Here is a 26,274-nt window from a genome sequence, read left to right as displayed (position 1 = left end):
TGTCAGCCCCGTCTATTAGAATGTATGTACTAATAGCGCTCCTGAACTGGGAGGACGCCCGTGACCGCGCCCGCCTCCGCCCCGCTCACCCCCTACGCCACGCTCCTCGGCTTCACCCGGTACGTCGACCGCACCGGGCCGACCAAGGCCACCTTCGTCGGCGGCCTGCGCAAGCAGCGCGCCAGCCGCCACGGCTTCAACCCGCACGGCCAGTTCGTCAAGGCGCTGAAGGCCGACGTCGCCTTCCACACCGGCGGCACCCACCTCGAGCAGGTGCCCGACCTGGTCAAGCCCCGCTGGAAGCCGCTCTACCAGGCCCTCGTGCCCGGGGCCACCAGCTGGCTCCGCTCGCTCGGCGACCCGGCCGGGGTCGACCTGGCGCAGACCCGCGACGCCCTGGCGATGCTCGGTGACCTGCCAGTGAAGATCAACCCCCACTTCGGCGTCCGGTACGCCGACGGCCGCGCCGAGGCGATCCGGCTGCACTTCGACGAGGCGCCGCCGAGCGAGGAGGCCGCCCTGGCCACCCTGCACCTGATGGCCCGACACATGGACGCGGTGCTCCCGCACGCGGAGCCGGTCCTGGTCGACGTCCGCCGGGGCGAGGCCCACCGCATGCCGGAGGCGGTCAAGCCCGACCAGGTGGAGCAGTGGTTGGCCGGCGAGGCGGCCGCCTTCCGCGCCATCTGGTCCACCGCCGCCTGACCACCAAACCGCCCCGCCCCGCCCCGCTCCGCTCCGCAAGATCGTGCTCGATCCATGAAGTAGTGGCTTCCCGCCGCCAGGGAGGCCACTACTTCCATGTTGAAGCGCGATCTTGCAGGGTTGTCCACAGGGGTCGACTCCAGGCGAGCGAATTTGGCAGCGTGGCCCGCATGCCGAAGGCGCCCCGACGACCTCCCCAACTGCGCGGCCGGATCTTCCGCGGATCGGTTGCCGTGTCCCAGGGTCTGCTGACCCGCAACGATCTACGCAGCACGGCCTGGCGCAACCTGTTCCGGGACGTCTACGCCGACGCACTACTGCCGGTCTCACACCGCGATCGCTGCCGGGCGGTCACCCGTTGGCTCGTGCCTCCCGGCACCGCTGTCGCCGGTCGCTCCGCCGCGGCTCTCTACCGGGTCGGCAAGGTCGAGCCGCGGGAACCGGTGGACGTCCTGGTGCCCACCGTCTGCGGGTCGGATCAGCCGTCGCGCGACGCACTAAGCGCCACCGGCGGGGAGCCGGAGCTCCTCGCTCCGACAACCAGGGGGACCAGAGTCGGCGCGCGGCGGGGCCCGGCCTCTGGGCTGCGGGTCCATCGGGCGGAGGTTGATCCGGACGATGTCTGCGACCAGGACGGGCTGCTGGTCACCACAGTTCCGCGTACGTGCTGGGACGTGTCCGGTTGGTTGGATGTGGTGGAGGCGGTCGTCATCCTCGACGGGCTGCTGGCCCGTCGACTGGTCGGGATCCCGGCGCTGCGGGAGTACGCGCTCGCCCGGGCCGGACGGCGGGGCTGGCGGTCCCTGTTACGTGCCGTCGACCTCGCCGACGCGGGGGCCGAGTCCCCCCAGGAGTCGCGCACGCGGGCCCGTCTGGTGCTGGCTGGGCTGCCCCGGCCGCAGACCCAGTGGGTCGTGGCCGACGGGACCCGCTTCGTCGCCAGGCTCGACCTGGCCTGGCCGGAGTTCAAGGTCGCCGTCGAGTACGACGGGCTGTGGCACGACGATGCCGAGCAGTTCCACCGGGACCGCCGCCGCCTCAACCAACTGATCGGCGGCGACTGGATCGTGCTGCATGTGACTGGCAAACGTCTCCGGGAGGACTTCGAAGGCTTCCTCGCCGAGGTCCGCGCCGCCCTCCGGGCCAGAGGTCACCGAGGCCGGACGTGACACCCCGTCGCCCCGCCGGCGGGATCCCGCTTCGCCCACAAGATCGCGCTCGAACATGGAAACAGTGGCCTCCGGCGCGGAAGGAGGCCACTACTTCCTGGATCAAGCGCGATCTTGGGCGGGGCCGCGCGGGCCGCGCGGGCGGGGCGGGCGAAGAGCGGGGTCAGGGCGTCAGGTGCTTTGCCAGGTCGTCGAGGATCTTGTTGGCGGCGCCGACGCCGATGCCGGTCATCCAGACCTCGTCGGAGACCGGGTGCGCCTTGCCCGCCCGGACCGCGGAGAGCCGCTGCCAGAGGCTGCCGCCGGTGACCTTCGCCTGCTCACCGGCCGCCTTCTCGCCGTACGCGGTGACGAAGATGACGTCGCCGTCGACCTCGTTGATCCGCTCGGGGCTGACCAGGTCGAAGCGGCGGTCCTCCTTGCCGTCGAGGAGCTGCCGCTGGGGGCGGCCGAGCCCGGTGTCGCCGATGACGATGCCGGAGAACGAGTCGGGGCCGTACACCCGGATGTTGCCGGGGATGAACCGCACGATGGAGATCTGGCGGGCGGCGGCGTCGCCCAGCGACGCGCCGAACTCCTTCGCCCGCTGCTCGTACGCGGTGAGCAGGTCGCGAGCCTGCTGCTGCCGGCCGAGGGCCTGGCCGTCGAGGAGGAAGTTCTCCTTCCAGGTGACGCCGACCTTCTCGGTGAAGACGGTCGGGGCGATGGCGGCGAGCTCGTCGTAGAACTTTTCCTGGCGGAACCTGCTGCCGAGGATGAGGTCGGGCTTCAGCGCGTTGATCGCCTCCAGGTCGGGTTCGGTGAGCACCCCGACCTCCTTGATGGCGGCGAGCTTCTCCTCGCCGAGGTAGGTGGGCCAGCTGCGCGCCTCGCCGGCGGTGGCCGCGCCGACCGGGGTGACGCCGAGCGAGAGCGCGGTGTCGATCTTGTCGGTGTCGAGCACCACGACCCGCTTCGGGGCGGCCGGCACCCGGGTGGTGCCCATGGCGTGGGTGATCTCCCGGGTCTCGCCTGTGGCGGTGCCGGCGACCGGGTCGCTCTCACCGCAGGCGGTGAGGCCGACGCCGAGGAACAGGGCCGCGGTGAGGGCGGCGGCGAGTCGACGCATCAGAGTCCTTTCGGGTACGTGCCGACGCGCGGCGGTTCCGCGTCGTCGCTTGTGGAACGGACCGCCGGGGCGGCCGGGGAGCTGGTGGAAGGGGTCGCCGGGGCGGTGGCGGCCGGGGTCTGGGTGAGGGCGGGGACCACCAGGGGGGCGCCGCTGACCGGGCAGGGCACCACCACGCAGTCGAGCCCGAAGACCTCCCGGACCAGGCCGGCGGTGAGGATCTCGCGGGGCGGTCCGGCGGCGACCACCCGGCCGGCGCGCATCGCGACGAGGTGGTCGGCGTACCGGGCGGCCTGGTTGAGGTCGTGCAGCACGGCCACCACGGTGCGGCCCCGTTCGGCCCGGAGGCTGCGCAGCAGGTCCAGCACCTCCACCTGGTGAGCCAGGTCGAGGAAGGTGGTCGGCTCGTCCAGCAGCAGCGCCTCGGTGTCCTGGGCGAGCGCCATGGCGATCCAGACCCGCTGGCGTTGCCCGCCGGAGAGGGTGTCGACCGGGCGGTCGGCGAGCCCGGCCACGTCGGCCATGGCCATCGCGGTGTCCACCGCCCGGCCGTCCTCGGCGGACCACTGTCGCCACCACCGCTGGTGGGGCTGCCGGCCGCGGCCGACCAGGTCGGCGACGGTGATCCCCTCGGGCACCAGTGGGTTCTGCGGCAGCACGCCGAGCCGCCGGGCCACGTCCCGGGTGGGCAGGTCCCGGATGGCGGCACCATCGAGCAGCACGGCGCCCCGGCAGGGCGTGAGCAGCCGGGCCATGGTGCGCAGCAGGGTGGACTTGCCGCAGGCGTTCGCTCCGACGATCACGGTGAACGCGTCGGTGGGCAGGTCGAGGTCGAGCCCGTCGAGCACGGTCCGCTCGTCGTAGCCGGCGACCAGGTCGCGGGTGGACAGCATCGCGGTCACGACCGCCTTCCTCGGTTCCGCAGCAGCAGGAACATCAGGTACGGGCCGCCGATGGCCGCGGTGAGCACGCCGGCCGGCAGTTGGGTGGGGGCGAACAGCCGGCGGCCGGCCAGGTCGGCGAGGACCAGCAGCAGCGCCCCGAGCAGCGCCGCGCAGACCAGCGGCGGGCGCTCGGCGCGGACCAGGCGGCGGGCCACCTGCGGCGCCACCAGCGCCACGAAGTCGACCGCGCCGACCTGGGCGGTGGCCATCGCGGCCACCAGCACACCGGTGGCGGCCAGGCCGATCCGCCGGGCGACGGGGCGTACCCCGAGGCCGCGGGCGGTGTCGTCGTCGAGCGTGGTGCTGCGCAGGGCCCAGCCGGCCCAGGCCAGCACGGGCAGCAGCACGGCCAGGGTGACGCCGATCCAGGCGGCCTCCGACCAGCCCTTGCCGGCCAGGGTGCCGATCAGCCACAGCTGGGCGCGCAGGCCGTCGATCGGGTCGGCGGCGAGCATGACCACCTCGGTCGACGCCCGGAAGGCGAACGCGAGGGCCACGCCGGCCAGCACGAACCGCTGGGCGGCCAGGCCGTGTCGTGCGCCGAGGGCGAAGACCAGGGCGGCGGCCAGCAGCCCGCCGAGCAGCGCGGCCGGCGCGACGAGCACCGCCGCCGCGCCGGTGGTGAGGGCGACGGTGGCGGCCAGTCCGGCGCCCTGGGTGACGCCGATGACGTCGGGGCTGGCCAGCGGGTTGCGGGCCACGCTCTGGATCAGCGTGCCGGCCATCCCGAAGGCCGCCCCGGCCAGTGCGGCGAGCGCCGCGCGGGGCAGTCGCAGGTCCAGCACCACCAGGTCGTACGGGGTGCCGGCGCCGGAGAGCGCGCGCAGCACGTCGGCCGGGGCGACGTACGGGGTGCCGGCCGAGAGGCTGAGCACCACGGCGACGGCGAGCAGCCCGAGCAGCACGGCGGCCACCGTCACCGGCCGTCGGCGGAACGGCACGACGACCGGCCCGACCCGCAGCAGCACCCGTCCGGCCGGTGCGATGGTCGGGGCGCCGTCACCGGTCGGCGGCGCTCCGGCCGGCAGCAGCGCGGTCACGCGGTCACCACCCGGGCGCGGCGGACGAGCAGGGCGAGCAGTGGGGCGCCGAGCAGGGCGGTGACGATGCCGGCGGGGATCTCGCCGGGCGGGGCGACCAGCCGGCCGGCGATGTCGGCGCCGAGCAGCAGGGTCGGCCCGAGCAGCCCGGCGACCAGCAGGGTCCACCGGTGGTCGGCGCCGACCATGGCCCGGGCCAGGTGCGGCACGGCCAGCCCGACGAAGGCGATCGGTCCGGCGGCGGCGACGGCGGCGCCGGTGAGCAGCACGCCGGCGCCCCCGGCGCCGAGGCGGACCAGCCCGGTCCGGTTGCCGAGGGCCCGGGCGACGTCGTCGCCGAGGGCGAGCGCGTCGAGGCCGCGGGCGACCAGGGCGGCCAGGGCGGTCCCGGCGAGGACGAACGGGAGCACCTGCCCGGCGACGCCGACGTCCCGTCCGGTGAGCCCGCCGACCACCCAGAACCGGTACTCCTCGAAGGTGCGGGCATCGATGCTGAGCAGCGCGTACACGACGGCGGCGAGGCTGGCGTCGAGGGCCGCGCCGACCAGCGCGAGGGTGACCGGGGCGGCGCCCTCGCGGGTGCCGTTGGCGACGGCGAGGACCAGCAGGCCGGCCAGGAGCGCGCCGGCGACGCCGAACCAGACGTACCCGGAGAGGGTGCCGACGCCGAAGACCGCGATGGCGAGCACCACGCCGCAGGACGCGCCGGCGCTGACGCCGAGGATGCGCGGCTCGGCGAGCGGGTTGCGGGTGACGGCCTGGAAGAGCACCCCGGCCAGGGCGAGGGCGAGCCCGACGACCAGGCCCAGGGCGGTACGCGGCAGCCGCAGTTCCCGGACGATCGTGGTGGCGTCCCCGCCGTCCGGGGCGACCAGGGCGGCCCACACCTGGCTCACCGGGAGGGTCCGGCTGCCCAGCGCCAGGCTGGCGAGCAGCGCGGCGGCGAGCAGCAGGGCAGCCGCCGAGGCGACCGCGACGCGGCGGCCGGTGCCGCGACGGCTCGGGCTGCCGGCCCGGGTGGGTCGCACGGCGACGGTGGGCACGGATCACCCCTCTCAACTTAGGTTCGCCTTACCTTAGTAGAGAGTAGTTAGGGTTGCCTAACTTGGATTCTTCGATGCGGGGTTGCACCTCCAGCGGGTGGAGGCGGCAGGGTGGGCGCATGGACGACGAGACCCACTACTCGATCGGCGACCTGGCCCGGCGGACCGGGCTGCCCGTCAGGACCATCCGGTTCTGGTCGGACCGGGGCCTCGTGCCGCCGACCGACCGCGGCCCGAGCGGCCACCGTCGTTACGGCGCCGAGGCGGCGAACCGGCTGAACCTGGTCCGGACCCTGCGTGAGCTGGGCGTGGACCTGCCCACGGTCCGCCGGGCCGTGCACCGGGAGATCTCGCTTCCCGAGGTCGCCGCGGCACACGCCGACGCCCTGGCCACGCAGATCCGGCTGCTGCGGCTTCGCCGCGCGGTGCTGACCGTGATCGCCCGACGCGACTCGACGGTGGCGCAGGCCGACCTCCTGCACCGGCTCGCCGGCCTGGCCGAGGCGCAGCGGCGGCGCCTGGTCGACGACCTCCTCGACGCCGCCTTCACCGGCCTGCCCGCCGACGCCGGGTTCGGCGGGATCCGCCGCTCGCTGACCCCGGAGCTGCCAGACGACCCCGACGACGACCAGGTGGAAGCCTGGGTGGAGCTGGCGGAACTGACCCTCGACCCGGAGTTCCGGGCCCTCCTGCGCCGGCTGGCGGAGCAGCACGCGGCCGACCGGGCCGGCACCCCGGGCGTACGCCGGGACGCGGTCGCCATGGTCCGCCAGCAGGTCGGCCCGGCACTCGCGGCCGGCGTGGACCCCACCTCGCCCCGGGCCGACCCGGTCCTCGCCGCGGCCACGGACCGGTACGCGCGGCTCTGCGGCCGCCCCGACGACGCCGACCTGCGGCGGCGGCTGCTGGACCGGCTGGAGTCCGCGAACGACCCGCGCCGGGAGCGGTACGAGCACCTGCTGTCCGTGGTCAACGGCTGGCCGCCCGGCGAGAACCTGACCCCGGTGCTGGACTGGTCGATCCGGGCGCTGCGGGCCCGGACCCGCGCGGCGGCGGACTGAGCGCGTTCACTCCGCGCCCATCACCAGCCCCTCGATGGTGTGCTTCTGCCGGATCGGCTCCAGCGCGTCGACCACCGGGCAGCGCAGGTGGGCCCGGACCAGCTCCGGCAGGCTCTCCCAGTAGCCCCGGGTGACCGCCAGGTCGTGGTGTTCGGCGTTGCCGGCGCCGGGGGCGTCGACCCCGAGCACCAGCACGGGCCGGGCCAGGTCGCTGACGTTCGGGGTGCCCCGGTGCACGGTGAGGGCGGAGCGCGCCGAGATGTCCCCACGCTTCGGGTACTTGCGCACGGCGCGGGCCTCGTAGCGGGGGTAGCGCTCCTTCGGCGGGAACATCTCGTGGTCGAAGTGCCGCCCGTCGTCCCACTGGGTGCCCGGGGCGATCTCGAACGGGCCCATCGCCTCGACGGTGTCCACCGTGGTCAGGTTGAAGGCCAGCGAGGTGAGCCGGCGCCGCAGCCGGGTCTCCTCCGGCATCGGGAAGTCCCGGTGCCAGGGCTGCATGGCCGCGCCGGGGAACGGGATGTCGAAGCCCAGCTCGACGATCTCGTACGCGGGGCCGAGGACGGCGCGGCAGACCGACACCACCCACGGGTGGGTGACCAGGTCGACGAAACCGCGCAGCTGCTCGGGGTGGATCTCGACGTACCACCGCTGGAATCCGCGGCCGACGGCGCCGTCGGGCCGGGAGCGGGCCTCCTCGAAGGCGGCGTCGACGTCCTCGCCGACCCGCCGGACCCAGTCCGGGGAGAACGCGCCCCGGCAGGCGGTGATGCCGTCGCGGTAGAGGTCACCGAGCGCCTCGACCGGGGTCTCGGCCTCGTCGGCGGGGGCGGCCGGGTGGCTGGTGGCCGGGGTGGCGGGCGGGGTCATCGGGCCTCCTCGTCGGCGGACGACCCGAGTATTACAACGTTGTAGAACGTCCGCAAGAGGTGCCGGACGGCACCCGCGGTGGGCTCAGTCCTCGGAGGCGGGACGGCTGCCGGGCACCGCCGGCATCGGCCACTGACCGGTCCGGACGGTCAGGGCCGGGTCCAGCTGCTGGTCCGCCCAGACGTACGTCTCGGGCAGCAGGTCGGTGACCGGCAGCAGCCGCAGCGCGTCCATCGGCCCGACGATCACCCGGATCGACGGGTGGTGGTCCGCCAGCACCTGCCGGCAGCGACCGCACGGGGCCAGCACGCCCCGACCCCGGTCCCCGACCGCGACGATCGCCTCCAGCTCCCCCGCCCCCTGGGTGGCGGCCGCACCCAGCGCGACCAGCTCGGCGCACGGGCCACCGGTGAAGTGGTAGACGTTCACCCCGGTGAACACCCGGCCGTCGACCGTACGCACCGCGGCGGCGACGGTGTGGTTCTCACTTCGGCAGCGCAGCTTCGCCACCGCCGTGGCGGCCTGCACCAGGGCCCGGTCGGTCTCCTTCATCTGGCCTCCGTCCACGGGGTGGGTCGGCGGCCACTCTAGCCGGGCCGCCCGGCGATCCCGGTCAGCCGGGCCGGTTGCGGTCCCGGAAGGCGCGCATCTTGGCCCGGGCGCCGCAGATGCTCATCGTGCACCAGCGGCTGCGCCCGCCGGGACTGTGGTCGTAGTAGACCCACCGGCAGCCGTGCGCCGCGCACGCCTTGAGCCGCAGCCAGGTGCCGTCTGCCACCGCCGCGAGGACAGCGCGCCCCACCTCGGCGACCAGCACGTCGACGCCACCCAACCCGGGCACTGGCGCCGCGCCGGCCCGCCCGTCCGGACCGAAGGTGACCATCAGCGGCGCCGCCCGGAACTGCTCGGCGAGCAGCTGGCCGGCCTCGGCCGGCAGGTCGGTGCCGGTGTGCGCCTGACAGACGTCGCGCAACGCCTCGCGCAGCCGGCGGGCCCGCGCCACGTCCGCGTCGGTCAGCGCGATCGCCGGCACGTCGTGCGCCGCGCAGAACGCCGTCAGCTCGTCGACGGTCCGCAGCTCGTCCCGCCCCGCCTCGATGTCGGCGGTGTTGGCCAGGTCCTGCACCAAGGCGAGCGGAGCCGGTGCGGGGGCGCGGTCACCGGGCTGTCGCATGCGGAAAACGTACCGGCATGGGAGGGTCAACCGGTAACCGTTACTGGATAGTGGGGTTCAGATGGTAACGAGATCGGGCCTGCTCGCCCGCAACCGCGACTTCCGCTGGTTCTGGGCCGGACACACCGTGTCGGCGGTGGGCAGCCAGGTCACCGCGGTGGCCCTGCCCCTGGTCGCCTCGCTGACCCTGGACGCCGGTGCCGCCGGGGTCGCGGCCGTCGCCACCGCCGGCTACCTGCCCAACCTGCTGCTGCCGCTGCTCGTCGGTCACTGGCTGGAACGCCGCCGACGCCGGCGGATCATGGTGCTGGCCGACCTGGTCCGGGCCGCCGCGCTCGCCGTCGTTCCCGCCGCGTACCTGGGCGGGCTGCTCTCCGTGCCGCTGCTGGTGTCGGTGGCGCTGGCCGTCGGCGCGGCCGGCGTGGTCTTCGACATCGGCAGCTTCGCCTACCTGCCGTCACTGGTCGAGCCGGGAGACCTGGCCGCCGCCAACCGGGCCGCCCAGGGCTCCAGCACCGCCGCCCAGGTCGCCGGCCCGGGCATCGCCGGCGGGCTGGCCCAGCTGGCCGGTCCGCCGCTGGCGATCGCCCTGGACGCGGCGAGCTACCTGGCCAGCGCGGTCGGGGTGCACCGGGCCCGGCGCCCGGAACCGGCGCCGCCACGGGAGGAGGAGGGGACCGGGATCCTGGGCGGGCTGCGGGTGATCGCGGCCAATCCCTGGCTGCGGGCGATGACCGCGCACGCCACCGTCTACAACGGCGCGGCGCAGATCCTCACCGTCAACCTGGTGGTCTGGGCGGTGACCGACCGGCAGCTCGGCGCCGGCCTGTTCGGCCTGGCGATCAGCGCGGCCGGCGCGGGCGCCTTCCTCGGCACGGTGACCTCACTGCGGGCGGCCGACCGGCTCGGCTACGGGCGGGCGTTCGCGGCCGCGCTCGTCCTCTCCACCGGTACGCCGCTGCTGATCGCCGTCCTGCCCGGCTCCGGGATGGCGCTCGCCACCGGGCTGGCCGTCGTGCAGTTCGTCAGCGGGATCGGGCTGGGTGCGGCGAACGTGCTCTCGGTCACGCTGCGCCAGATCGTCATCCCGACCGGTTCCCTGGCCCGCAGCAACGGCGGCTACCGGTTGCTGATCTTCGGAGTGCTGCCGATCGGTGCCGCGGCCGGCGGAGCGCTCGGTTCGACGCTGGGCAGCCGGGGTGCGGTCGCGGTCGGGGCAGCCGGCCTGGCCGTCTCCGCACTGCCGATGTTCACCCGGCGGATCCGTACCCTGCGCCGCCCCGAGGACGCCCGCCCGGCCACCGGCACGGCGCCGCCGTCCCCGCGTCCGGCCCGTGCCGACGCCCGGACGGCACCCGGCCGGTGACCCGAGCGGCGGCGGAGGCCGGCCGGGCACGACGGCGGGGCGGTAACCCGGGGGCGAACGTCGGCCCGCCTGCCTATCCTTGGCGACGACATGCAGACTCCACCCGCCTCCGCCGCGTCCGATCCCGTCCGCGAGCTGCACCGCCGCCTGCCCGACCTGATGTTCCGCGACCAGCGCCGGCTGCAACGGCGGCTCGACGGCGTACGCCGGTTGAGGGATCCGCAGCGCCGGGAGAGCGCGCTCGTCGAGATCACCGCCGAGATGGACCGGGCGCAGGCCCGGCTGGCCAGCCGGCGGGCCGCGGTGCCGACGATCACGTACCCGCCGCAGCTGCCGGTCAGCGAGCGTCGCGACGACATCGCCGCGGCGATCCGCGACCACCAGGTGGTGATCGTGGCCGGCGAGACCGGCTCCGGCAAGACCACCCAGCTGCCCAAGATCTGCCTGGAGCTGGGGCGCGGCATCACCGGCCTGATCGGGCACACCCAGCCCCGCCGGCTGGCCGCCCGCACCGTCGCCGACCGGATCGCCGAGGAGCTCGGCACCGAGCTGGGCGACGTGGTCGGCTACAAGGTCCGCTTCACCGACCAGGTGGGCGAGAACAGCCTGGTCAAGCTGATGACCGACGGCATCCTCCTGGCCGAGCTCCAGACCGACCGGATGCTCCGGCAGTACGACACGCTGATCATCGACGAGGCGCACGAGCGCAGCCTCAACATCGACTTCATCCTCGGCTACGTCCGGCAGCTCCTCCCCCGCCGCCCCGACCTCAAGGTGATCATCACCTCGGCGACCATCGAGACCGACCGGTTCGCCCAGCACTTCGCCGACGCCGACGGCCGGCCCGCGCCGATCGTCGAGGTCTCCGGCCGTACCTACCCGGTGGAGGTGCGGTACCGGCCGCTGGTCGAGGTCACCGAGGCCGACGAGGAGGACGACGCCGACGGCGAGAACGTCCGCGACCAGATCCAGGCCATCGGCGACGCGGTGCAGGAGCTGGCCGCCGAGGGGCCGGGCGACATCCTGGTCTTCCTCAGCGGCGAGCGGGAGATCCGGGACACCGCCGACGCGCTGGCCAAGCTGGTGCAGAACAAGCGGTCGCTGCTGGGTACCGAGATCCTGCCGCTGTACGCCCGGCTCTCGGCCGCCGAGCAGCACCGGGTCTTCGCCGCGCACACCAACCGTCGGGTGGTGCTGGCCACCAACGTCGCGGAGACCTCGCTGACCGTGCCCGGCATCAAGTACGTGGTGGACCCGGGCACGGCCCGGATCTCCCGCTACTCCAGCCGGCTGAAGGTGCAGCGGCTGCCGATCGAGCCGGTCTCGCAGGCCAGCGCCAACCAGCGCAAGGGTCGCTGCGGGCGTACCTCGGACGGCATCTGCATCCGGCTCTACGACGAGCAGGACTTCGCGTCCCGGCCCGAGTTCACCGACCCGGAGATCCTGCGCACCAACCTGGCCTCGGTCATCCTCCAGATGACCTCGATCGGGCTCGGCGACGTCGCCGCGTTCCCGTTCATCGACCCACCGGACCGGCGCAACGTCACCGACGGCGTCAACCTGCTGCACGAGCTGGGCGCGCTGAACCCGGCCGAGACCGACCCGGAGAAGCGGCTCACCGCGCTGGGCCGGCGGCTCGCCCAGCTTCCGGTCGACCCGCGGCTGGCCCGGATGGTGATCGAGGGCGAGCGCAACGGCTGCGCCACCGAGGTGGTGGTGATCGCCGCCGCGCTGTCCATCCAGGACCCGCGCGAGCGGCCCGCCGACAAGCAGGCCCAGGCCGACCAGGCGCACGCCCGGTTCGCCGACAAGGAGTCGGACTTCGTCGCGTACCTCAACCTGTGGCGGTACCTGCGCGAGCAGCAGCGGGAGCTGTCGTCCAGCGCGTTCCGGCGGATGTGCAAGGCCGAATATCTCAACTACCTGCGGGTGCGGGAGTGGCAGGACATCGTCAGCCAACTGCGCCAGGTGCTGCGTACCCCCGAGCCGGGTGACGGGCGGCGTGCGCGGCGCGGCGGAGGCGAGCCGGCCGGCGACGGCGATCGGCGCGGGGTCGCCGCGGACCTGCCCGAGGAGATCGACACCCCGAAGGTGCACCAGTCGCTGCTGCCCGGCCTGCTGTCGCACCTCGGGCTCAAGGACGCCCAGAAGCACGAGTACCTGGGCGCGCGTGGCGCGAAGTTCATGATCTTCCCCGGGTCGGCGCTGTTCCGGAAGCCACCGCGCTGGGTGATGGCCGCCGAGCTGGTGGAGACCTCCCGGCTCTTCGGCCGGGTCGCCGGCCGGGTCGAGCCCGAGTGGGTGGAGCCCCTGGCCCAGCACCTGGTCAAGCGCAGCTACAGCGAGCCGCACTGGGAGAAGAAGCAGGCCGCGGTGATGGCCTACGAGAAGGTCACCCTCTACGGCATCCCGATCGTCACCTCCCGCAAGGTCAACTTCGGGCGGATCGACCCGACGTTGAGCCGGGAGCTGTTCATCCGGCACGCCCTGGTCGAGGGCGACTGGTCCACCCACCACCAGTTCTGGGCCGACAACCAGAAGCTGCTGACCGAGGTGGAGGAGCTGGAGAACCGGGCCCGCCGCCGCGACATCCTGGTCGACGACGAGACCATCTTCCAGTTCTACGACGAGCGCGTCCCCGCCGACGTCGTCTCCGGCCGGCACTTCGACTCGTGGTGGAAGAAGGCCCGGCGGGAGACCCCGGAACTGCTCACCTTCACCCGGGAACTGCTGGTCAACGCCGGCCGGGGCGGCGTCGACGAGGCCGACTACCCGGACGAGTGGTCGGCCGACGGGGTGAACCTGCCGCTGACGTACACCTTCGACCCCACCGCGCCCACCGACGGCGTCACCGTGGACATCCCGCTGCCGCTGCTCAACCAGGTGCCGGCGGAGAGCTTCGACTGGCAGGTGCCCGGCCTGCGCGAGGAACTGGTCATCGCGCTGATCCGGTCGCTGCCCAAGGCGGTCCGGCGCAACTTCGTGCCGGTCCCCGACTACGCCCGGGCCGCCCTGGCCGCCATGCCGGCCGGCAGGGAGCCGCTGCTCGACGCGCTCACCGCCCAGCTGCGCCGGATGACCGGGGTGACGGTGCCCCGCGACGCCTGGGACACCGCCCGGCTGCCGGCGCACCTGCGGGTCAGCTTCCGGATCCTCGACGAGGAGAACAAGCCGGTCGCCGAGGGCAAGGACCTGCCGGACCTGCAACGCCGGCTCCGTCAGGAGGTACGCCAGGTCGTCGCCGCCGCCGCGCCGGACGTCGCCCGCACGGGCCTGAAGGAGTGGGGCATCGGCGCGCTGCCCCGGACCATCGAGCAGGTGCGCGCAGGCTACGCGGTGACCGCGTACCCGGCCCTGGTCGACGAGGGCGCCACGGTCGGGGTGAAGGTGTTCGACTCCCCCGCCGAGCAGGAGGCCGCGCACTGGGCGGGCACCCGCCGGCTGCTCCGGCTCACCGTGCCGTCCCCGGCGAAGTTCCTCCAGGGGCGGCTCTCGAACGAGGCGAAGCTGGCGCTGTCCCGCAACCCGCACGGCGGGGTGCAGGCGTTGATCTCCGACGCCGCAGGAGCCGCCATCGACAAGCTGATCGCCGACGCGGGCGGCCCCGCCTGGGACGCCGAGGGGTTCGCCGCCCTGCGGGAGCGGGTCCGCGCCGACCTGGTGGACACGGTGGTCGAGGTGATGGACCGGGTCCGGGGCGTGCTCGCCTCGGCGTACGCGGTGGAGCAGCGCCTCGGCGCCACCCGCAACCTGGCCGTGGTGGCCGCCCTGGCCGACATCCGCAACCAGCTCTCCGGCCTGGTGCACCCCGGCTTCATCACCGAGGCCGGCTACGCCCGCCTGCCGGACCTGCTGCGCTACCTCACCGCGATCGAGCGGCGGCTGGACCGGCTGGCCGGAAACCCCCAGCGGGACAAGTCTCAGCAGGACCGGATCGCGGTGGTGCAGAGGGAATACCAGGACATGCTGGCCGCGCTGCCCCCGGCGAAGCGGCAGTCGGTCGCCGCCCGGCAGATCCGCTGGATGATCGAGGAGCTGCGGGTGAACGTCTTCGCCCAGGCGCTGGGCACCCCCTATCCCGTCTCCGAGCAGCGGATCTACCGGGCGATGGACGACGCCGAGGGGCGCTGACGGCCGGGACGGGGTCAGTCCGCGGCCAGGCTCAGATCCTGCTCGGTCCACCCGTCGCTGGCGCACCAGCCGCGCAGGCCGCAGCGTTGGCCGCGGCAGTCCTCCACGGACTGCTCGTACGTCTGCGGGTCGACGACCGGGACGCCCGACCGGGCGACGGCGTCCAGGCTCGGCGGGTTCAGCGGGACGTCGGGCACCGGAATGAACGACCCTTCCAAGGTACGGACCAGTTGGCGTAGCGCCCGGGCCAGCGGGTCCACCGCGCCGACGTCCGGCCGGTCGGCGGGACGCACGCCGTGGCGCAGCAGGAGCACCGCCCCGTCCAGCACGGTCATCGCCACCGGCGCGGCCTCCGCCCGGTGGTGGGCATGGAAGTAGTGCAGGACCGGAAACGCCACGTGCCGCTCGCCGAGCCGGATCACCTCGGGGGTCAGGCTGGTGAGGTGCTGGGTGAACATCGGCGAGAAACCGTCCGGGGTCCACCCCCGGCGCACGATGTCGACCGGGTCGTCGCCCAGGGCGGCGATGTGGCCGGCGACGGTCCGCTTGTCGACCACCGCCGACACCACCTGCAGGAGGTAGGTGATGCCGAGAGTGACCAGGAACAGTCCGGTGAGCACGGCGAGACTCGTGGACACCTGGGCGCTCGTCGTGCCGGGCGTGTAGTCGCCGACGCCCAGGGTGAAGATCGAGAACCCGGAGTAGTAGAGCCGCGACCAGCCGTCGGCCGGCCGGCCGTACTGGTCGAGTACCGACTCGGGTTCGGCGCTGAACACCAGGAACCATCCCACCCACAGGCCGGCGACCCAGGTCAGGAAGGTGATCAGGAGCACGACCGTGCCGGCCCAGCCGAGCAGCCGGTGCCGGCCGGGACCGGGGCCGGCCAGCCGGCACATCGCCCGCCACACCGTCTCCGCCAACCGGCTGGTCAGCGGACCGGCACCGCCGCGGAGCGACATCGTGGTCAACGTGGTGTCGACCACGACGACCAGCACCACGAGCACACCCAGAGTGATCAGCACCGCACTCACAAACTCCACCACTGTCTCTTTCCGCGGTCGCTGTCTCTTTCCGCGGTCGCTGGCCTGGACGCCGGGGGACGGCCAGGTCGTACCAACCTCGGACAGGTTCGGAGTGGCCGCAACCCGAAGGTCAATTTCGGTGTGCCTCGAGCGGCTCCACCCCGGGGGGCAGGTCGGCGGCGGCGGTGGCGTCGTGGACGTACTCCAGCAGGATGCGGCGCAGCTCGCGGCCGGCGTGGGTGGGGACGACGTCGCGGCGGCGGGCGACGGCGATGGTGCGGCGCACGCCGGGCGGGGCGAGGCGGGTCACCCGGACGCCCGGGCGGCGGGCCACCACGATGCCGGGCACCAGGGCGACACCGAGGCCGGCCTCGACGAAGCTCAGCACGGCGTCCATCTCGCCGCCGTCGACGGCGAGAGTCGGCTCGAAGCCGGCCTCCCGGCAGGCCTGAAGGGTGGCGTCGCGCAGGTCGTAGCCCTCGCGGAACATCACCAGCGGCTGGTCACGCAGGTCGCCGATCCGCAGTTCGCCGGTGTCCTCGGCGGCGGGCAGCGGCTCGACCGAGGCGACCACCAGGCTCTCCCGCAGGATCGCATCGGCGCGCAGGCCCGGGTCGCCGCCGCTGGACGGCATGATGATCAGGGCCAGGTCCAGGTCGCCGCGGAGCAGGTCGCGGACCAGGTCCTGTGAGCCGCCCTCGACCACCCGCAGGTCGACGGTGGGGTGCGCGTCGCGGAACCGGCGCAGCACCGGCGGGGCCAGCGAGGTGGCCAGGCTGGGGGTGGCCCCGAGGCGTACCCGGCCGCGGCGCAGCCCGACCAGCTCCTGCACCTCCCGGGTGGCGGTGTCCACGTCGGCGAGGATCCGCTTGGCCAGCGGCAGCAGCACCTCGCCGGCCGCGGTGAGGGCGATGTTGCCCCTTACCCGTTCGAAGAGCGGGGCCCCGAGGTCGGTCTCCAGGGCGTGAATTTGCTTACTCAACGAGGGCTGGGTTATCCCCACCAGGTCGGCGGCTTGGGTGAAATGTCGTACTTCTGCGACCGCGACGAAGTACCGGAGCTGATGGAGCTGCATCTACATAGCTTATGGCTATCAAGACTACGAGGTCGATGCATTGGACGACTGATCAAACTGCTCCTAGCGTCGGTCAGGTGGTAATCACGAAAACTCGGTCGCCCATCCGTTCGAACGTCGGCCTGAAGGCCGTCATGGCGGTGACGGGCATCCTGCTGGCGCTGTTCCTCATCGTGCACATGCTGGGGAACCTCAAGATCTTCACCGGCGAGACGTCGTTCGACCACTACGCGCACTGGTTGCGGGGCATCGGCACGCCGCTGCTGCCCGAGACCTGGTACCTGTGGATCCAGCGAGCCGTCCTCACCGGCGCCGTGGTCGCGCACATCGTCGCCGCCACCGTGCTGGCCCGGCGCGCCAGCGCCGCGCGCCCGGTGAAGTACGCCCACCGCAAGAAGGTCAACGGCAGCTACGCCGCCCGGACCATGCGCTGGGGTGGGGTGATCATCCTGCTCTTCGTGATCTACCACATCCTGGACCTGACCACCGGTCACCTGAACCCCCAGGGCGACGCCAGCAACCCGTACGGCAACGTGGTCGCCGACTTCGCCCCGGAACGCTGGTACGTCACGCTCTTCTACACCCTGGCGATCGTCACGGTCGGCTTCCACCTGCGCCACGGCGCCTTCAGCGCGTTCCGCAGCCTCGGACAGCAGACCCCGAAGGGCGAGCGCCGGGCGCGTACCGCCGCGCTGGTCTTCGCCGTGGCGCTCTGCGCCGGCTACCTGGTGGTCCCGTTCGCCGTACTCACCGGATTGGTGTCCTGACCATGGATCTCTACACCGAGGGCGACCCGATCGCCGACACCAGGGCCCCGGAGGGGCCGATCGAGAACCGCTGGGAGACCCGCCGGTTCGAGGCGAAGCTGGTCAACCCCGCCAACCGCCGCAAGATGACGGTGATCGTGGTCGGCACCGGCCTGGCCGGCGGCTCGGCCGCCGCGACCCTCGCCGAGCAGGGCTACCGCGTCAAGTCCTACTGCTACCAGGACAGCCCGCGCCGGGCGCACTCGATCGCCGCCCAGGGTGGCATCAACGCCGCCAAGAACTACCGCAACGACGGCGACTCGGTGCACCGGCTCTTCTACGACACCGTCAAGGGCGGCGACTTCCGCTCCCGCGAGTCGAACGTGCACCGGCTGGCCGAGGTGTCGGTGAACATCATCGACCAGTGCGTCGCCCAGGGCGTCCCGTTCGCCCGCGAGTACGGCGGCCTGCTGGACACCCGCTCGTTCGGCGGCGCCCAGGTGCAGCGCACCTTCTACGCCCGGGGTCAGACGGGCCAGCAGCTGCTGCTCGGCGCGTACCAGGCGCTGGAGCGGCAGATCGGCCTGGGCAACGTGGAGATGAACGCCCGGCACGAGATGCTGGAGCTGGTCATCGTCGACGGCAAGGCCCGCGGCATCGTCGTCCGCGACCTGGTCACCGGTGAGATCAGCACCGAGATGGCCGACGCGGTGGTGCTCGCCTCCGGCGGCTACGGCAACGTCTTCTACCTCTCCACGAACGCCAAGGGCTGCAACGTCACCGCCACCTGGCGGGCGCACCGCAAGGGCGCGTACTTCGCCAACCCCTGCTACACGCAGATCCACCCGACCTGCATCCCGGTCTCCGGCGACCACCAGTCGAAGCTGACCCTGATGAGCGAGTCGCTGCGCAATGACGGCCGGGTCTGGGTGCCGAAGGCCAAGGGCGACGACCGCAACCCGAAGGACATCGGAGAGGACGAGCGGGACTACTACCTGGAGCGGATCTACCCCTCCTTCGGCAACCTGGTCCCCCGGGACATCGCCTCCCGCGCCGCGAAGAACGTCTGCGACGAGGGTCGTGGCGTCGGTCCGACCAAGCTCGGCGTCTACCTCGACTTCGCCGACGCGATCGGCCGGCTCGGCCGCAAGGCCATCGAGGCCAAGTACGGCAACCTCTTCGAGATGTACGAGCGGATCACCGGCGAGGACCCGTACGAGGTCCCGATGCGGATCTACCCGGCCGTGCACTACACGATGGGCGGCCTCTGGGTCGACTACGACCTCCAGTCGAGCATCCCCGGCCTGTTCGTAATCGGGGAGGCCAACTTCTCCGACCACGGCGCGAACCGGCTCGGTGCCTCGGCGCTGATGCAGGGCCTCGCGGACGGCTACTTCGTGCTGCCGAACACGTTGGCCAACTACCTGGCCTCCGGCCCGCTGGAGAAGGTGGAGCCGAGTCACCCGGAGGCGGTCGCCGCCCGGCGGGACGTCGAGGACCGGATCGCCCGGCTGCTGGCCGTGGACGGTGACCGGACGGTCGACTCGTTCCACCGCGAGCTGGGTCAGATCATGTGGGAGCACTGCGGCATGGAGCGCTCCGACGCCGGCCTGCGCAAGGCGATCGACCAGATCCGGGCGCTGCGCGACGAGTTCTGGCAGCGGGTCAAGGTCCCGGGCGACGGCGAGGGGCTCAACCAGTCGCTGGAGAAGGCCGGCCGGGTGGCCGACTTCTTCGAGCTGGCCGAGCTGATGTGCATCGACGCGCTGCACCGCGAGGAGTCCTGCGGCGGTCACTTCCGGGCCGAGCACCAGACCCCGGACGGCGAGGCGCAGCGCGACGACGACCGGTTCGCCTACGTGGCGGCCTGGGAGTACGGCGGGCCCAGCGAGCCGGTGCTGCACAAGGAAGACCTGAAGTTCGAGTACGTCCACCCCACGCAGCGGAGCTACAAGTGAACCTGACCCTGCGCATCTGGCGCCAGGACGGCCCCAACGACAAGGGTCGGATGGTGACCTACCCGGTCGAGGACATCTCCCCGGACATGTCGTTCCTGGAGATGCTCGACGTGCTCAACGAGCGGCTCATCCTCAGCGGGGAGGAGCCGGTGGCGTTCGACCACGACTGCCGCGAGGGCATCTGCGGCATGTGCGGCCTGATGATCAACGGTGACGCGCACGGGCCGCAGCGCGGCACCACCGCGTGCCAGCTGCACATGCGGCAGTTCTCCGACGGCGAGACGATCGACATCGAGCCGTGGCGGGCCCGGGCCTTCCCGGTCATCAAGGACCTGGTGGTCAACCGCGGCGCCTTCGACAAGATCATCGCCGCGGGTGGTTACATCACCGCGCCGACCGGCAGCGCCCCCGAGGCGCACTCCGTGCCGGTGGCCAAGGCCAACGCGGACGCCGCCTTCGAGTCGGCGGCCTGCATCGGCTGCGGCGCCTGCGTGGCGGCCTGCCCGAACGGTTCCGGCATGCTCTTCACCGCCGCCAAGATCACCCAGCTGTCGCTGGTCCCGCAGGGCCAGCCGGAGCGGTACACCCGGGTGATCGGCATGGTGGACGCGCACGACGAGGCCGGCTTCGGTGGCTGCACCAACGCCGGTGAGTGCACCGCGGTCTGCCCGAAGGGCATCCCGCTGAACACCATCGGCCGGCTCAACCGCGACTACCTCGCGGCGACCGCCAAGCGCGGGGACACCCCGGGCGCCTGACACCGCCCGATCGTCCGGACCCGTCCTGACCGCCGGCCGCCACGCCCCCTTCGGGCGCGGCGGCCGGCGGTTTCGTACCCGGTGACGCGACAACCGGCCGACCACGACCGGCGGTACGCGGTCTCCGGCCTCGGGGACGGCGCATGCGTGGCCGCAATGACGACTCTCCGTACGGCAAGTGGCGGCCGCCTGGCCAGTCACCCGACGTGACCCTGGCCGGGCTCCCGCCGCCCCCGCCGCGCGTCTTTGCTCTGCTGCCGCCCGCGCAACACCGCCCTGAACAGTGCTTCCTCGCCGTCACCTCAGCGAACCAGCCTGCCATCCCGGTGACGGTGAGTAGTGTTGCGTCGGGGCGAGCAGAGCAGAGCGGCCCGGGGTGGACCTCGCTGGCGGCGCGCGGCTGACCGTCGGTGACCGCCGGCGAGGCCCTCGACCAACCGGGCGGGCGGGTTCCGCCAAGGCGCCGGCCCCACGGACCGGTCGGGTGACGCCGCCCACCTCCGCACGGAGATCCCGCCGCCGCGAAGGTGGCCCACGCATCGGTTCAAGCCCGTTCTCCCGGGTAGCAGTCCCATGGACGGCACCGAGAGGGGAAATCCGGCATGAAGGCACTCACCTGGCACGGCAAGCGCGACGTACGCGTGGAGGAGGTCCCCGACCCCCGCATCGAGGAGCCGACCGACGCCATCGTCAGGATCACCTCGACCGCGATCTGCGGCTCCGACCTGCACCTGTACGAGGTGCTCGGCCCCTACCTGAAGCCCGGCGACATCCTCGGCCACGAGCCGATGGGCATCGTCGAGGAGGTCGGTTCCGGGGTGAGCCGGCTCAAGCCCGGCGACCGGGTGGTGATCCCGTTCAACATCTCCTGCGGCGACTGCTGGATGTGCAAGCGGCAGCTCTACGCCCAGTGCGAGACCACCCAGGTCACCGCCGAGGGCAAGGGCGCCGCGCTGTTCGGCTACACCTCGCTCTACGGCTCGGTCCCCGGCGGGCAGGCCGAGTACCTGCGGGTCCCGCAGGCCCAGTTCGGCCCGATCAAGATCCCCGAGGGCGGCCCGGACGAGCGCTACCTCTACCTGTCCGACATCCTGCCCACCGCGTGGCAGGCGGTGAAGTACGCCGACACCCCGCCCGGCGGCACGCTGGCCGTGTTCGGTCTCGGCCCGGTGGGACAGCTCTCCGCCCGGATCGGCCGCCACCTCGGCGCCGGCCGGGTGATCGGCCTGGACCTGGTTCCGGAGCGGCTGGAGATGGCCCGCCGGCACGGCATCGAGACCCTCGACGTCAGCAAACTCGACGACGTGTCGAGCGCGCTGATCGACCTGGTCGACGGGCGCGGCCCGGACGCGGTCATCGACGCGGTGGGCATGGAGGCGCACGGCTCCACCACCGGCAAGCTGGCGCAGACGGCCGCCGGGCTGCTCCCCGACAAGCTGGCCCAGACGATGACCGACAAGGTGGGCGTGGACCGGCTCGTCGTGCTCAAGGCCGCCCTGAAGGCGGTCCGCCGCGGCGGCACCGTCTCCATCTCCGGCGTGTACGGCGGCGAGGTCGACCCGATGCCGCTGATGGAGATGTTCGACCGGGGCATCCAGCTGCGGATGGGGCAGTGCCACGTACGCCGCTGGACCGACGAGATCATGCCGCTGCTCGCAGGCTCCGACGACCCGCTGGGCGTGGAGGACCTGCGTACCCACCGGGTGCCGCTGGAGCAGGCGCCGCAGGCGTACGAGATGTTCCAGAAGAAGGACGACGGCTGCGTGAAGGTCGTGCTCGCGCCGTGAGCCGGGTCGTGGTGATCGCCGGGGCGACCAGCGGCATCGGTCGCGCGGCGGCCCGGGAGTTCGCGGGCCGCGGGGACCGTCTGGTCCTCGCGGCCCGCTCCCCCGAGACCCTGGCCGAGGTACGCCGGGAGTGCCGCGACGCCGGCGCCGAGGTCCGGGACGTACCCACCGACGTCACCGAGCCCGGGGCGCTGGACGCCCTCGCGGCCACCGCGCTCGCCGAGTTCGGCCGGATCGACGTCTGGGTGCACACCGCCGCGGTGATGGCGTACGGGCGGTTCGAGGACGTGCCGGCGGAGGTCTTCGAGCAGGTGGTCCGCACCGACCTGCTGGCCGCCGCCGGAGCTGCCCGGGTGGCGTTGCGGCACTTCAAGTCCGTCGGCGGTGGCACGCTGATCCTCACCGGGTCGGTGCTCGGGCACGTGACCGCGCCCTACATGAGCGGCTACGTGACCAGCAAGTGGGGGTTGCAGGGGCTCACCCGGGCGTTGCAGCAGGAGGCACGCGAGCTGCCCGGGGTGAACATCTGCCTGGTCAACCCGGGCAGCGTGGACACCCCGGTCTACCAGCAGGCGGCGAACTACCTGGGCCGGATCGGCCGGCCGCCGCTGCCGATCACCACCCCGGAACGGGTGGCGCGGGCCATCGCGCACTGCGTCGACCGGCCCCGCCGGGAGGTCTCGGTGGGCCGGGCCAACGTGGTCATGCGGGCCGGCTTCACCCTGCTGCCCGGCGTGTACGACGTGCTGGTCGGGCCGCTGATGCGGTTGGCCGGGCTGGCCCGCCGGCCGGTGGAGCCGCACGACGGCGTCGTGTTCAGCCCGAACCCCGCCGGTGAGGCGGTCCGGGGCGGCTGGCTGCCCGACCTGGCCGGGCTGGCCCGGTCGGTGGGCGGCTTCGCCGCGGCCCGGGGCGGCCGGGCGGCTCGGTCGCTCGGTGGCTCGGCCCTCGCCGGTGGCACCCGGGCGGCAAAGGCGGTGGGTGACTCGGCCACCGCCGTGAGCGCGGCGCTGCTGCGCCGCGACGGCTGACCGGCGTACCGCGCGGGTCCGGCTTTCCGCGGGGCCCGCCGGTGGGCGCCGGGGCCGGCCGCGGGACCGGCGGGCCCCGCTCACGGGCGGGCCGGGCCCCGGGTGACTACCGTGTACGGCGGGACACGGCGGAGAGGGCGGCGGAATGGGCGCGGAAGCGGAACGGACGGTCGAGCGGGCACTCGGCGGGCGGCTGTGGCGGATGGCGGGGCTGGCCGCGGTGGCGGGCCTGGCCTGGACGGCGCGGGACGTGCCGGCCCAGCTCGGCGGGCGGCTCGCCGGCGCCCGGGCGGAACGGGCGGCCCGCTCCCCCCGGTTCCGCGACGGCACCTTCCACAACCGCGCCGACACCCGCACGATGGTGGCCGACCCGGGCCGCAACGTGCTCCGGGAGCTGATCTTCGGCAAGCAGAAGCGGCGGCCCACCGCGGCCGTGCCGCTGCTGCGCCCGGCCGGCGCGCCGGCCGACGACAGCGACCGTGAGCTGAGCATCGTCTGGTACGGCCACGCCTCGGCGCTGATCGAGATCGAGGGACGCCGGGTGCTGATCGACCCGGTGTGGAGCGAGCGCTGCTCCCCCTCGGCGGCGGTCGGCCCCCGCCGTATCCACCAGCCCCCGGTCCGCCTCGAGGAGCTGCCGCCGGTCGACGCGGTGCTGATCTCCCACGACCACTACGACCACCTCGACATGGCCACGGTCCAGGGCCTGGTCGCCCACCAGTCGGCGCCCTTCCTGGTGCCGCTGGGGGTGGGCGCGCACCTGGACCGGTGGGGGGTGCCGGCGGAGCGGATCATCGAGCTGGACTGGTCGGAGAGCCACCGGCTGGACGGGTTGACGATCACCGCCACTCCCGCCCAGCACTTCTCCGGCCGCGGCCTGCGCCGCGACGGCACGCTGTGGAGCTCGTGGGTGGTGGCCGGGGCGCACCGGAAGGTCTTCTACACCGGCGACTCCGGCTACTTCGACGGGTACGCCGAGATCGGCGCCGAGCACGGCCCGTTCGACGTCACGCTGATGCAGATCGGCGCGTACGACCGGGCGTGGCCGACCATCCACATGTTCCCCGAGGAGGCGGTCGCCGCCCACCTCGACCTGCGGGGCGGGCTCTTCGTCCCGGTGCACTGGGCCACCTTCAACCTGGCCCTGCACGACTGGGCGGAGCCGGTGGACCGGCTCTGGGCGGAGGCCAAGGCGCGCGACGTCCGGCTGGCGGTGCCCCGACCGGGTGAGCGGGTGGTGGTGGACGACCCGCCGGCGGTCGACGGTTGGTGGCAGTCGATCGCCTGACCCCGCCGAAGCCGCCCGCCCGAAGAGGTCCGGCAGCAGCCATAACCTCGGTGTCCCGTTCGTGGATAGTTTGGGTGCTGGCAGCCGGAATCGGAGGGGCACCATGACCGTGGATCTCGTCATCGTCGGCTGCGGCGGCCACGGCCGTGAGATCGCGGAGCTGGTACGCGCCGCGAACCGAGTCACCGACGCAACACCGTGGCGTCTGCTCGGTTTCGTGGACGACGCTCCCTCCGAGGTCAACCGCAAACGGGTCCAGGCTCTCGGGATGTCCTGGCTCGGTCCGCTGGGCACGTTGGGGGAACTGCCCCGCGCCACCCACGTGGTGCTCGGCATCGGCGATCCGCGCGCCCGCCGGGTGGTCGCCTTCCGTGCCGACACCGCCGACCTGCCGTACGCCACGCTGGTGCACCCGGACGCCACCGTCGGCGGAGACCTCGTCTCGGCCGAAGGGCTGGTGGTCTTCGCCGGTGCCCGGATCACCACGAACGTCGTGGTCGGCCGGCACGTACACGTCAACCAGAACGCGACCCTGGCGCACGACTGTGTGGCCGACGACTTCGTCTCGCTGCACCCCATGGCGACCGTGTCCGGCGACTGCCGGTTGGGCCGGGCCGCCCTCGTGGGTGCGGGTGCGGTGGTGCTGCCCGGCCGGCGGATAGGTGCCGAGGCGACGGTGGGTGCCGGCGCGTGCGTGACCCGGGACGTGCCGGCCGGCACGGCGGTGAAGGGCGTACCGGCGCGCTGACCCCGACGCTCAGCGACGATAGATGTCCACATAGGTGGCGGCCGCCGCATCAGCGGAGAAGATGCTGGCGCGGAAGCGTTCCATCGCCGCCGGCCGATCAATGGGCCGTGAGACCGCCTTCAGGACGGCTGCCGCCCAGCCGGAGGGAGACTCGTCCAAGTCGACGATCGTCAGACCCGGAAGGCGCTCCGCGATGAAGTGAACGCCGGGAAGGTCAGTGGCAACCGTCGGTGTTCCCAGCGCCACGCCCTCCAGCACCGCGCCTGGCAGTCCCTCCAGATTCGACGGATGGAGAAACACGTCCGCCTGCCGGTGCAGGCTACCGATGTCGTTGCGGGCTCCCAACAGATGCACCCGATCCGCCACGCCGCATTCGGCTGCGACCTGGCGTACCCGCTCGTCATCTGGACCCCAAAGGGGCCCGACGATGACGCAGTGCGCTCTCACTCCCCGGGCGCCCAGTGCCGCGATCGCCGGCGGCAACAGCCATCTACGCTTCTGCGGGGATGAACGAGCCACCGTCAGGCAGATCAGCTCGCCGGGTAGCGCACCGATAGCCTGCCTGACGTCGAAATCCGAGGGCCGCATCAGCCGGTCCAGGTCCAACCCCTCGAGCACGACCTGGCAGCGTGGATCGGCCTGCCAGGAGGGCCTATATGCGCACGTCAGCGCACTCGGTGACACCCCGATGATGTCTGTGGCCGCCGCATGGACGAGTCGTCGAAGCACTGCGCGCTTGGCGCGCTGATGTAGACGACGGCGGTGGTTGTCGTCACCCCGGAAATGTGCGATCCGGGTGGACACCCCCGCGGCCGCCGCGAGTGTGAGGATCAGTCCGGAGAAGTTACCGCAGTCGGAGTGCACCACATCCGGACGGACCTGCCGCAGCAGACGCAGAAGGGTGACGCTAAACCGCCTGTCGAGCGCGACCGGCCACACCCTTCCCCCCTGTTGTCGGGCCGCCTCGGCCAGCGGGCCCTGGCCGATCTCGCTGCTTAGCGTCACGAAGTCGGTCACCACGCCAGCGCTGGCGATGCGTGGCAGCAGATCGGCCACACACTGCTCGGTCCCTCCGAAATTCATCGGTGCCACAACTCTCAACACCCGGCGCGTCGGAGTAGCGGCGTGCCGCATCGGATGAGCAGCCGTCGCCTCCGTCAGGTATCGCTGATGCAGCATGGATCCCAATCCTCCGTTGATGCGGTGCAGGTATCAGACAGACTATGACGAATAAGCCACAATAACTGCCT

Annotated in this window: 22 protein-coding genes; 12 read left to right on the top strand and 10 right to left on the bottom strand. The window is 73.0% G+C overall.

Going from position 1 to position 26,274, the window contains the following annotated elements:
• The first annotated feature begins 60 nt into the window (after window positions 1–60).
• Both GA0074704_RS13260 and GA0074704_RS13255 read left to right on the top strand, forming a co-directional pair.
• Complete coding sequence (locus tag GA0074704_RS13260) at window positions 61–705, top strand: hypothetical protein (protein WP_088970792.1); 645 nt, start codon at window positions 61–63, stop codon at window positions 703–705.
• A gap of 233 nt (window positions 706–938) precedes the next feature.
• Window positions 939–1,874, top strand: a complete 936-nt coding sequence (locus GA0074704_RS13255) for an endonuclease domain-containing protein (RefSeq protein ID WP_088970791.1) — start codon at window positions 939–941, stop codon at window positions 1,872–1,874.
• 163 nt (window positions 1,875–2,037) lie between these two features.
• On the opposite strand, the gene GA0074704_RS13250 is transcribed toward GA0074704_RS13255, so the two are convergent.
• The 4 genes from GA0074704_RS13250 to GA0074704_RS13235 are packed head-to-tail and all read right to left on the bottom strand — an operon-like array spanning window position 2,038 to window position 6,009.
• On the bottom strand, window positions 2,038–2,982 hold the full coding sequence (locus GA0074704_RS13250) for an ABC transporter substrate-binding protein (protein ID WP_088970790.1): 945 nt from the start codon (window positions 2,980–2,982) through the stop codon (window positions 2,038–2,040).
• On the bottom strand, window positions 2,982–3,875 hold the full coding sequence (locus GA0074704_RS13245) for an ABC transporter ATP-binding protein (protein WP_088973655.1): 894 nt from the start codon (window positions 3,873–3,875) through the stop codon (window positions 2,982–2,984). The genes GA0074704_RS13250 and GA0074704_RS13245 overlap by 1 nt, the downstream gene beginning before the upstream one ends.
• Window positions 3,876–3,880: 5 nt before the next feature.
• Window positions 3,881–4,966, bottom strand: coding sequence for a FecCD family ABC transporter permease (locus GA0074704_RS13240; protein ID WP_231926849.1), 1,086 nt, complete (start codon window positions 4,964–4,966; stop codon window positions 3,881–3,883).
• Entirely contained in the window at window positions 4,963–6,009 is a 1,047-nt protein-coding gene (locus tag GA0074704_RS13235) for a FecCD family ABC transporter permease (RefSeq protein WP_088970789.1), read from the bottom strand. Before GA0074704_RS13235 ends, GA0074704_RS13240 begins: the two co-directional genes overlap by 4 nt.
• Before the next feature lie 119 nt (window positions 6,010–6,128).
• Here GA0074704_RS13235 and GA0074704_RS13230 point away from each other — a divergent pair, with 119 nt between their 5' ends.
• Window positions 6,129–7,070: a MerR family transcriptional regulator gene (locus GA0074704_RS13230; protein ID WP_088970788.1), complete on the top strand. Its 942-nt coding sequence runs from the start codon at window positions 6,129–6,131 to the stop codon at window positions 7,068–7,070.
• 6 nt (window positions 7,071–7,076) lie between these two features.
• Here GA0074704_RS13230 and GA0074704_RS13225 read toward each other — a convergent pair whose 3' ends face one another.
• From GA0074704_RS13225 to GA0074704_RS13215, 3 genes are all read right to left on the bottom strand, one after another.
• Entirely contained in the window at window positions 7,077–7,940 is an 864-nt protein-coding gene (locus tag GA0074704_RS13225; RefSeq protein WP_088970787.1) for a phytanoyl-CoA dioxygenase family protein, read from the bottom strand.
• A gap of 84 nt (window positions 7,941–8,024) precedes the next feature.
• On the bottom strand, window positions 8,025–8,492 hold the full coding sequence (locus GA0074704_RS13220) for a cytidine deaminase family protein (RefSeq protein WP_088970786.1): 468 nt from the start codon (window positions 8,490–8,492) through the stop codon (window positions 8,025–8,027).
• 61 nt (window positions 8,493–8,553) lie between these two features.
• The gene (locus GA0074704_RS13215; RefSeq protein ID WP_088970785.1) at window positions 8,554–9,114 is read right to left on the bottom strand and encodes a CGNR zinc finger domain-containing protein; all 561 of its coding nucleotides are present in this window, start codon (window positions 9,112–9,114) and stop codon (window positions 8,554–8,556) included.
• A 61-nt stretch (window positions 9,115–9,175) separates the two neighbouring features.
• On the opposite strand from GA0074704_RS13215, the gene GA0074704_RS13210 reads away from it, so the two are divergent.
• Entirely contained in the window at window positions 9,176–10,480 is a 1,305-nt protein-coding gene (locus GA0074704_RS13210; RefSeq protein ID WP_088970784.1) for an MFS transporter, read from the top strand.
• A 90-nt stretch (window positions 10,481–10,570) separates the two neighbouring features.
• Window positions 10,571–14,611, top strand: a complete 4,041-nt coding sequence (gene hrpA / locus GA0074704_RS13205; RefSeq protein WP_088970783.1) for an ATP-dependent RNA helicase HrpA — start codon at window positions 10,571–10,573, stop codon at window positions 14,609–14,611.
• A gap of 14 nt (window positions 14,612–14,625) precedes the next feature.
• Here the strand turns inward: hrpA and GA0074704_RS13200 are convergent, their stop codons facing one another.
• Window positions 14,626–15,651 (bottom strand): potassium channel family protein, encoded by a 1,026-nt coding sequence (locus GA0074704_RS13200; protein ID WP_157743669.1) that lies wholly within the window; start codon window positions 15,649–15,651, stop codon window positions 14,626–14,628.
• A 112-nt stretch (window positions 15,652–15,763) separates the two neighbouring features.
• Window positions 15,764–16,708: a LysR family transcriptional regulator gene (locus tag GA0074704_RS13195; protein ID WP_088970781.1), complete on the bottom strand. Its 945-nt coding sequence runs from the start codon at window positions 16,706–16,708 to the stop codon at window positions 15,764–15,766.
• Between the two features lie 35 nt (window positions 16,709–16,743).
• Between GA0074704_RS13195 and GA0074704_RS13190 the strand changes: the two genes are divergently transcribed.
• The 7 genes from GA0074704_RS13190 to GA0074704_RS13160 all read left to right on the top strand — a co-directional run bounded on the left by GA0074704_RS13190 (window position 16,744) and on the right by GA0074704_RS13160 (window position 25,024).
• Window positions 16,744–17,475: a succinate dehydrogenase cytochrome b subunit gene (locus tag GA0074704_RS13190; protein ID WP_172880536.1), complete on the top strand. Its 732-nt coding sequence runs from the start codon at window positions 16,744–16,746 to the stop codon at window positions 17,473–17,475.
• 2 nt (window positions 17,476–17,477) lie between these two features.
• Window positions 17,478–19,412, top strand: coding sequence for a fumarate reductase/succinate dehydrogenase flavoprotein subunit (locus tag GA0074704_RS13185; protein WP_088970780.1), 1,935 nt, complete (start codon window positions 17,478–17,480; stop codon window positions 19,410–19,412).
• Window positions 19,409–20,170, top strand: coding sequence for a succinate dehydrogenase/fumarate reductase iron-sulfur subunit (locus GA0074704_RS13180; RefSeq protein ID WP_088970779.1), 762 nt, complete (start codon window positions 19,409–19,411; stop codon window positions 20,168–20,170). The genes GA0074704_RS13185 and GA0074704_RS13180 overlap by 4 nt, the downstream gene beginning before the upstream one ends.
• A 602-nt stretch (window positions 20,171–20,772) precedes the next feature.
• On the top strand, window positions 20,773–21,957 hold the full coding sequence (locus tag GA0074704_RS13175; protein ID WP_088970778.1) for a zinc-dependent alcohol dehydrogenase: 1,185 nt from the start codon (window positions 20,773–20,775) through the stop codon (window positions 21,955–21,957).
• Window positions 21,954–22,988 carry an SDR family NAD(P)-dependent oxidoreductase gene (locus tag GA0074704_RS13170; protein ID WP_088970777.1) on the top strand — a complete coding sequence of 345 codons (1,035 nt, stop codon included), beginning with the start codon at window positions 21,954–21,956 and terminating at the stop codon, window positions 22,986–22,988. The genes GA0074704_RS13175 and GA0074704_RS13170 overlap by 4 nt, the downstream gene beginning before the upstream one ends.
• 145 nt (window positions 22,989–23,133) lie before the next feature.
• Window positions 23,134–24,276, top strand: a complete 1,143-nt coding sequence (locus GA0074704_RS13165) for an MBL fold metallo-hydrolase (RefSeq protein ID WP_088970776.1) — start codon at window positions 23,134–23,136, stop codon at window positions 24,274–24,276.
• A gap of 103 nt (window positions 24,277–24,379) precedes the next feature.
• Complete coding sequence (locus GA0074704_RS13160; protein WP_088970775.1) at window positions 24,380–25,024, top strand: acetyltransferase; 645 nt, start codon at window positions 24,380–24,382, stop codon at window positions 25,022–25,024.
• A 9-nt stretch (window positions 25,025–25,033) separates the two neighbouring features.
• Here the strand turns inward: GA0074704_RS13160 and GA0074704_RS13155 are convergent, their stop codons facing one another.
• Window positions 25,034–26,203 (bottom strand): glycosyltransferase, encoded by a 1,170-nt coding sequence (locus GA0074704_RS13155; RefSeq protein WP_088970774.1) that lies wholly within the window; start codon window positions 26,201–26,203, stop codon window positions 25,034–25,036.
• Window positions 26,204–26,274: the final 71 nt, after the last annotated feature.

The organism is Micromonospora siamensis (genome assembly GCF_900090305.1).
In the GTDB taxonomy this organism is placed as follows: domain Bacteria; phylum Actinomycetota; class Actinomycetes; order Mycobacteriales; family Micromonosporaceae; genus Micromonospora; species Micromonospora siamensis.
Note: the sequence above shows the minus strand (reverse complement) of the source record. Positions and strands in the feature narration are given on the sequence as shown.

Bases quoted from the DNA above. Each gene is read 5' to 3' on its own strand.
- GA0074704_RS13250 (WP_088970790.1), bottom strand. From the start codon at position 2,982: ATGCGTCGACTCGCCGCCGCCCTCACCGCGGCCCTGTTCCTCGGCGTC.
- GA0074704_RS13245 (WP_088973655.1), bottom strand. From the start codon at position 3,875: ATGCTGTCCACCCGCGACCTGGTCGCCGGCTACGACGAGCGGACCGTG.
- GA0074704_RS13230 (WP_088970788.1), top strand. From the start codon at position 6,129: ATGGACGACGAGACCCACTACTCGATCGGCGACCTGGCCCGGCGGACC.
- GA0074704_RS13225 (WP_088970787.1), bottom strand. From the start codon at position 7,940: ATGACCCCGCCCGCCACCCCGGCCACCAGCCACCCGGCCGCCCCCGCC.
- GA0074704_RS13220 (WP_088970786.1), bottom strand. From the start codon at position 8,492: ATGAAGGAGACCGACCGGGCCCTGGTGCAGGCCGCCACGGCGGTGGCG.
- GA0074704_RS13215 (WP_088970785.1), bottom strand. From the start codon at position 9,114: ATGCGACAGCCCGGTGACCGCGCCCCCGCACCGGCTCCGCTCGCCTTG.
- GA0074704_RS13210 (WP_088970784.1), top strand. From the start codon at position 9,176: ATGGTAACGAGATCGGGCCTGCTCGCCCGCAACCGCGACTTCCGCTGG.
- hrpA (WP_088970783.1), top strand. From the start codon at position 10,571: ATGCAGACTCCACCCGCCTCCGCCGCGTCCGATCCCGTCCGCGAGCTG.
- GA0074704_RS13195 (WP_088970781.1), bottom strand. From the start codon at position 16,708: ATGCAGCTCCATCAGCTCCGGTACTTCGTCGCGGTCGCAGAAGTACGA.
- GA0074704_RS13190 (WP_172880536.1), top strand. From the start codon at position 16,744: ATGCATTGGACGACTGATCAAACTGCTCCTAGCGTCGGTCAGGTGGTA.
- GA0074704_RS13185 (WP_088970780.1), top strand. From the start codon at position 17,478: ATGGATCTCTACACCGAGGGCGACCCGATCGCCGACACCAGGGCCCCG.
- GA0074704_RS13175 (WP_088970778.1), top strand. From the start codon at position 20,773: ATGAAGGCACTCACCTGGCACGGCAAGCGCGACGTACGCGTGGAGGAG.
- GA0074704_RS13165 (WP_088970776.1), top strand. From the start codon at position 23,134: ATGGGCGCGGAAGCGGAACGGACGGTCGAGCGGGCACTCGGCGGGCGG.
- GA0074704_RS13160 (WP_088970775.1), top strand. From the start codon at position 24,380: ATGACCGTGGATCTCGTCATCGTCGGCTGCGGCGGCCACGGCCGTGAG.
- GA0074704_RS13155 (WP_088970774.1), bottom strand. From the start codon at position 26,203: ATGCTGCATCAGCGATACCTGACGGAGGCGACGGCTGCTCATCCGATG.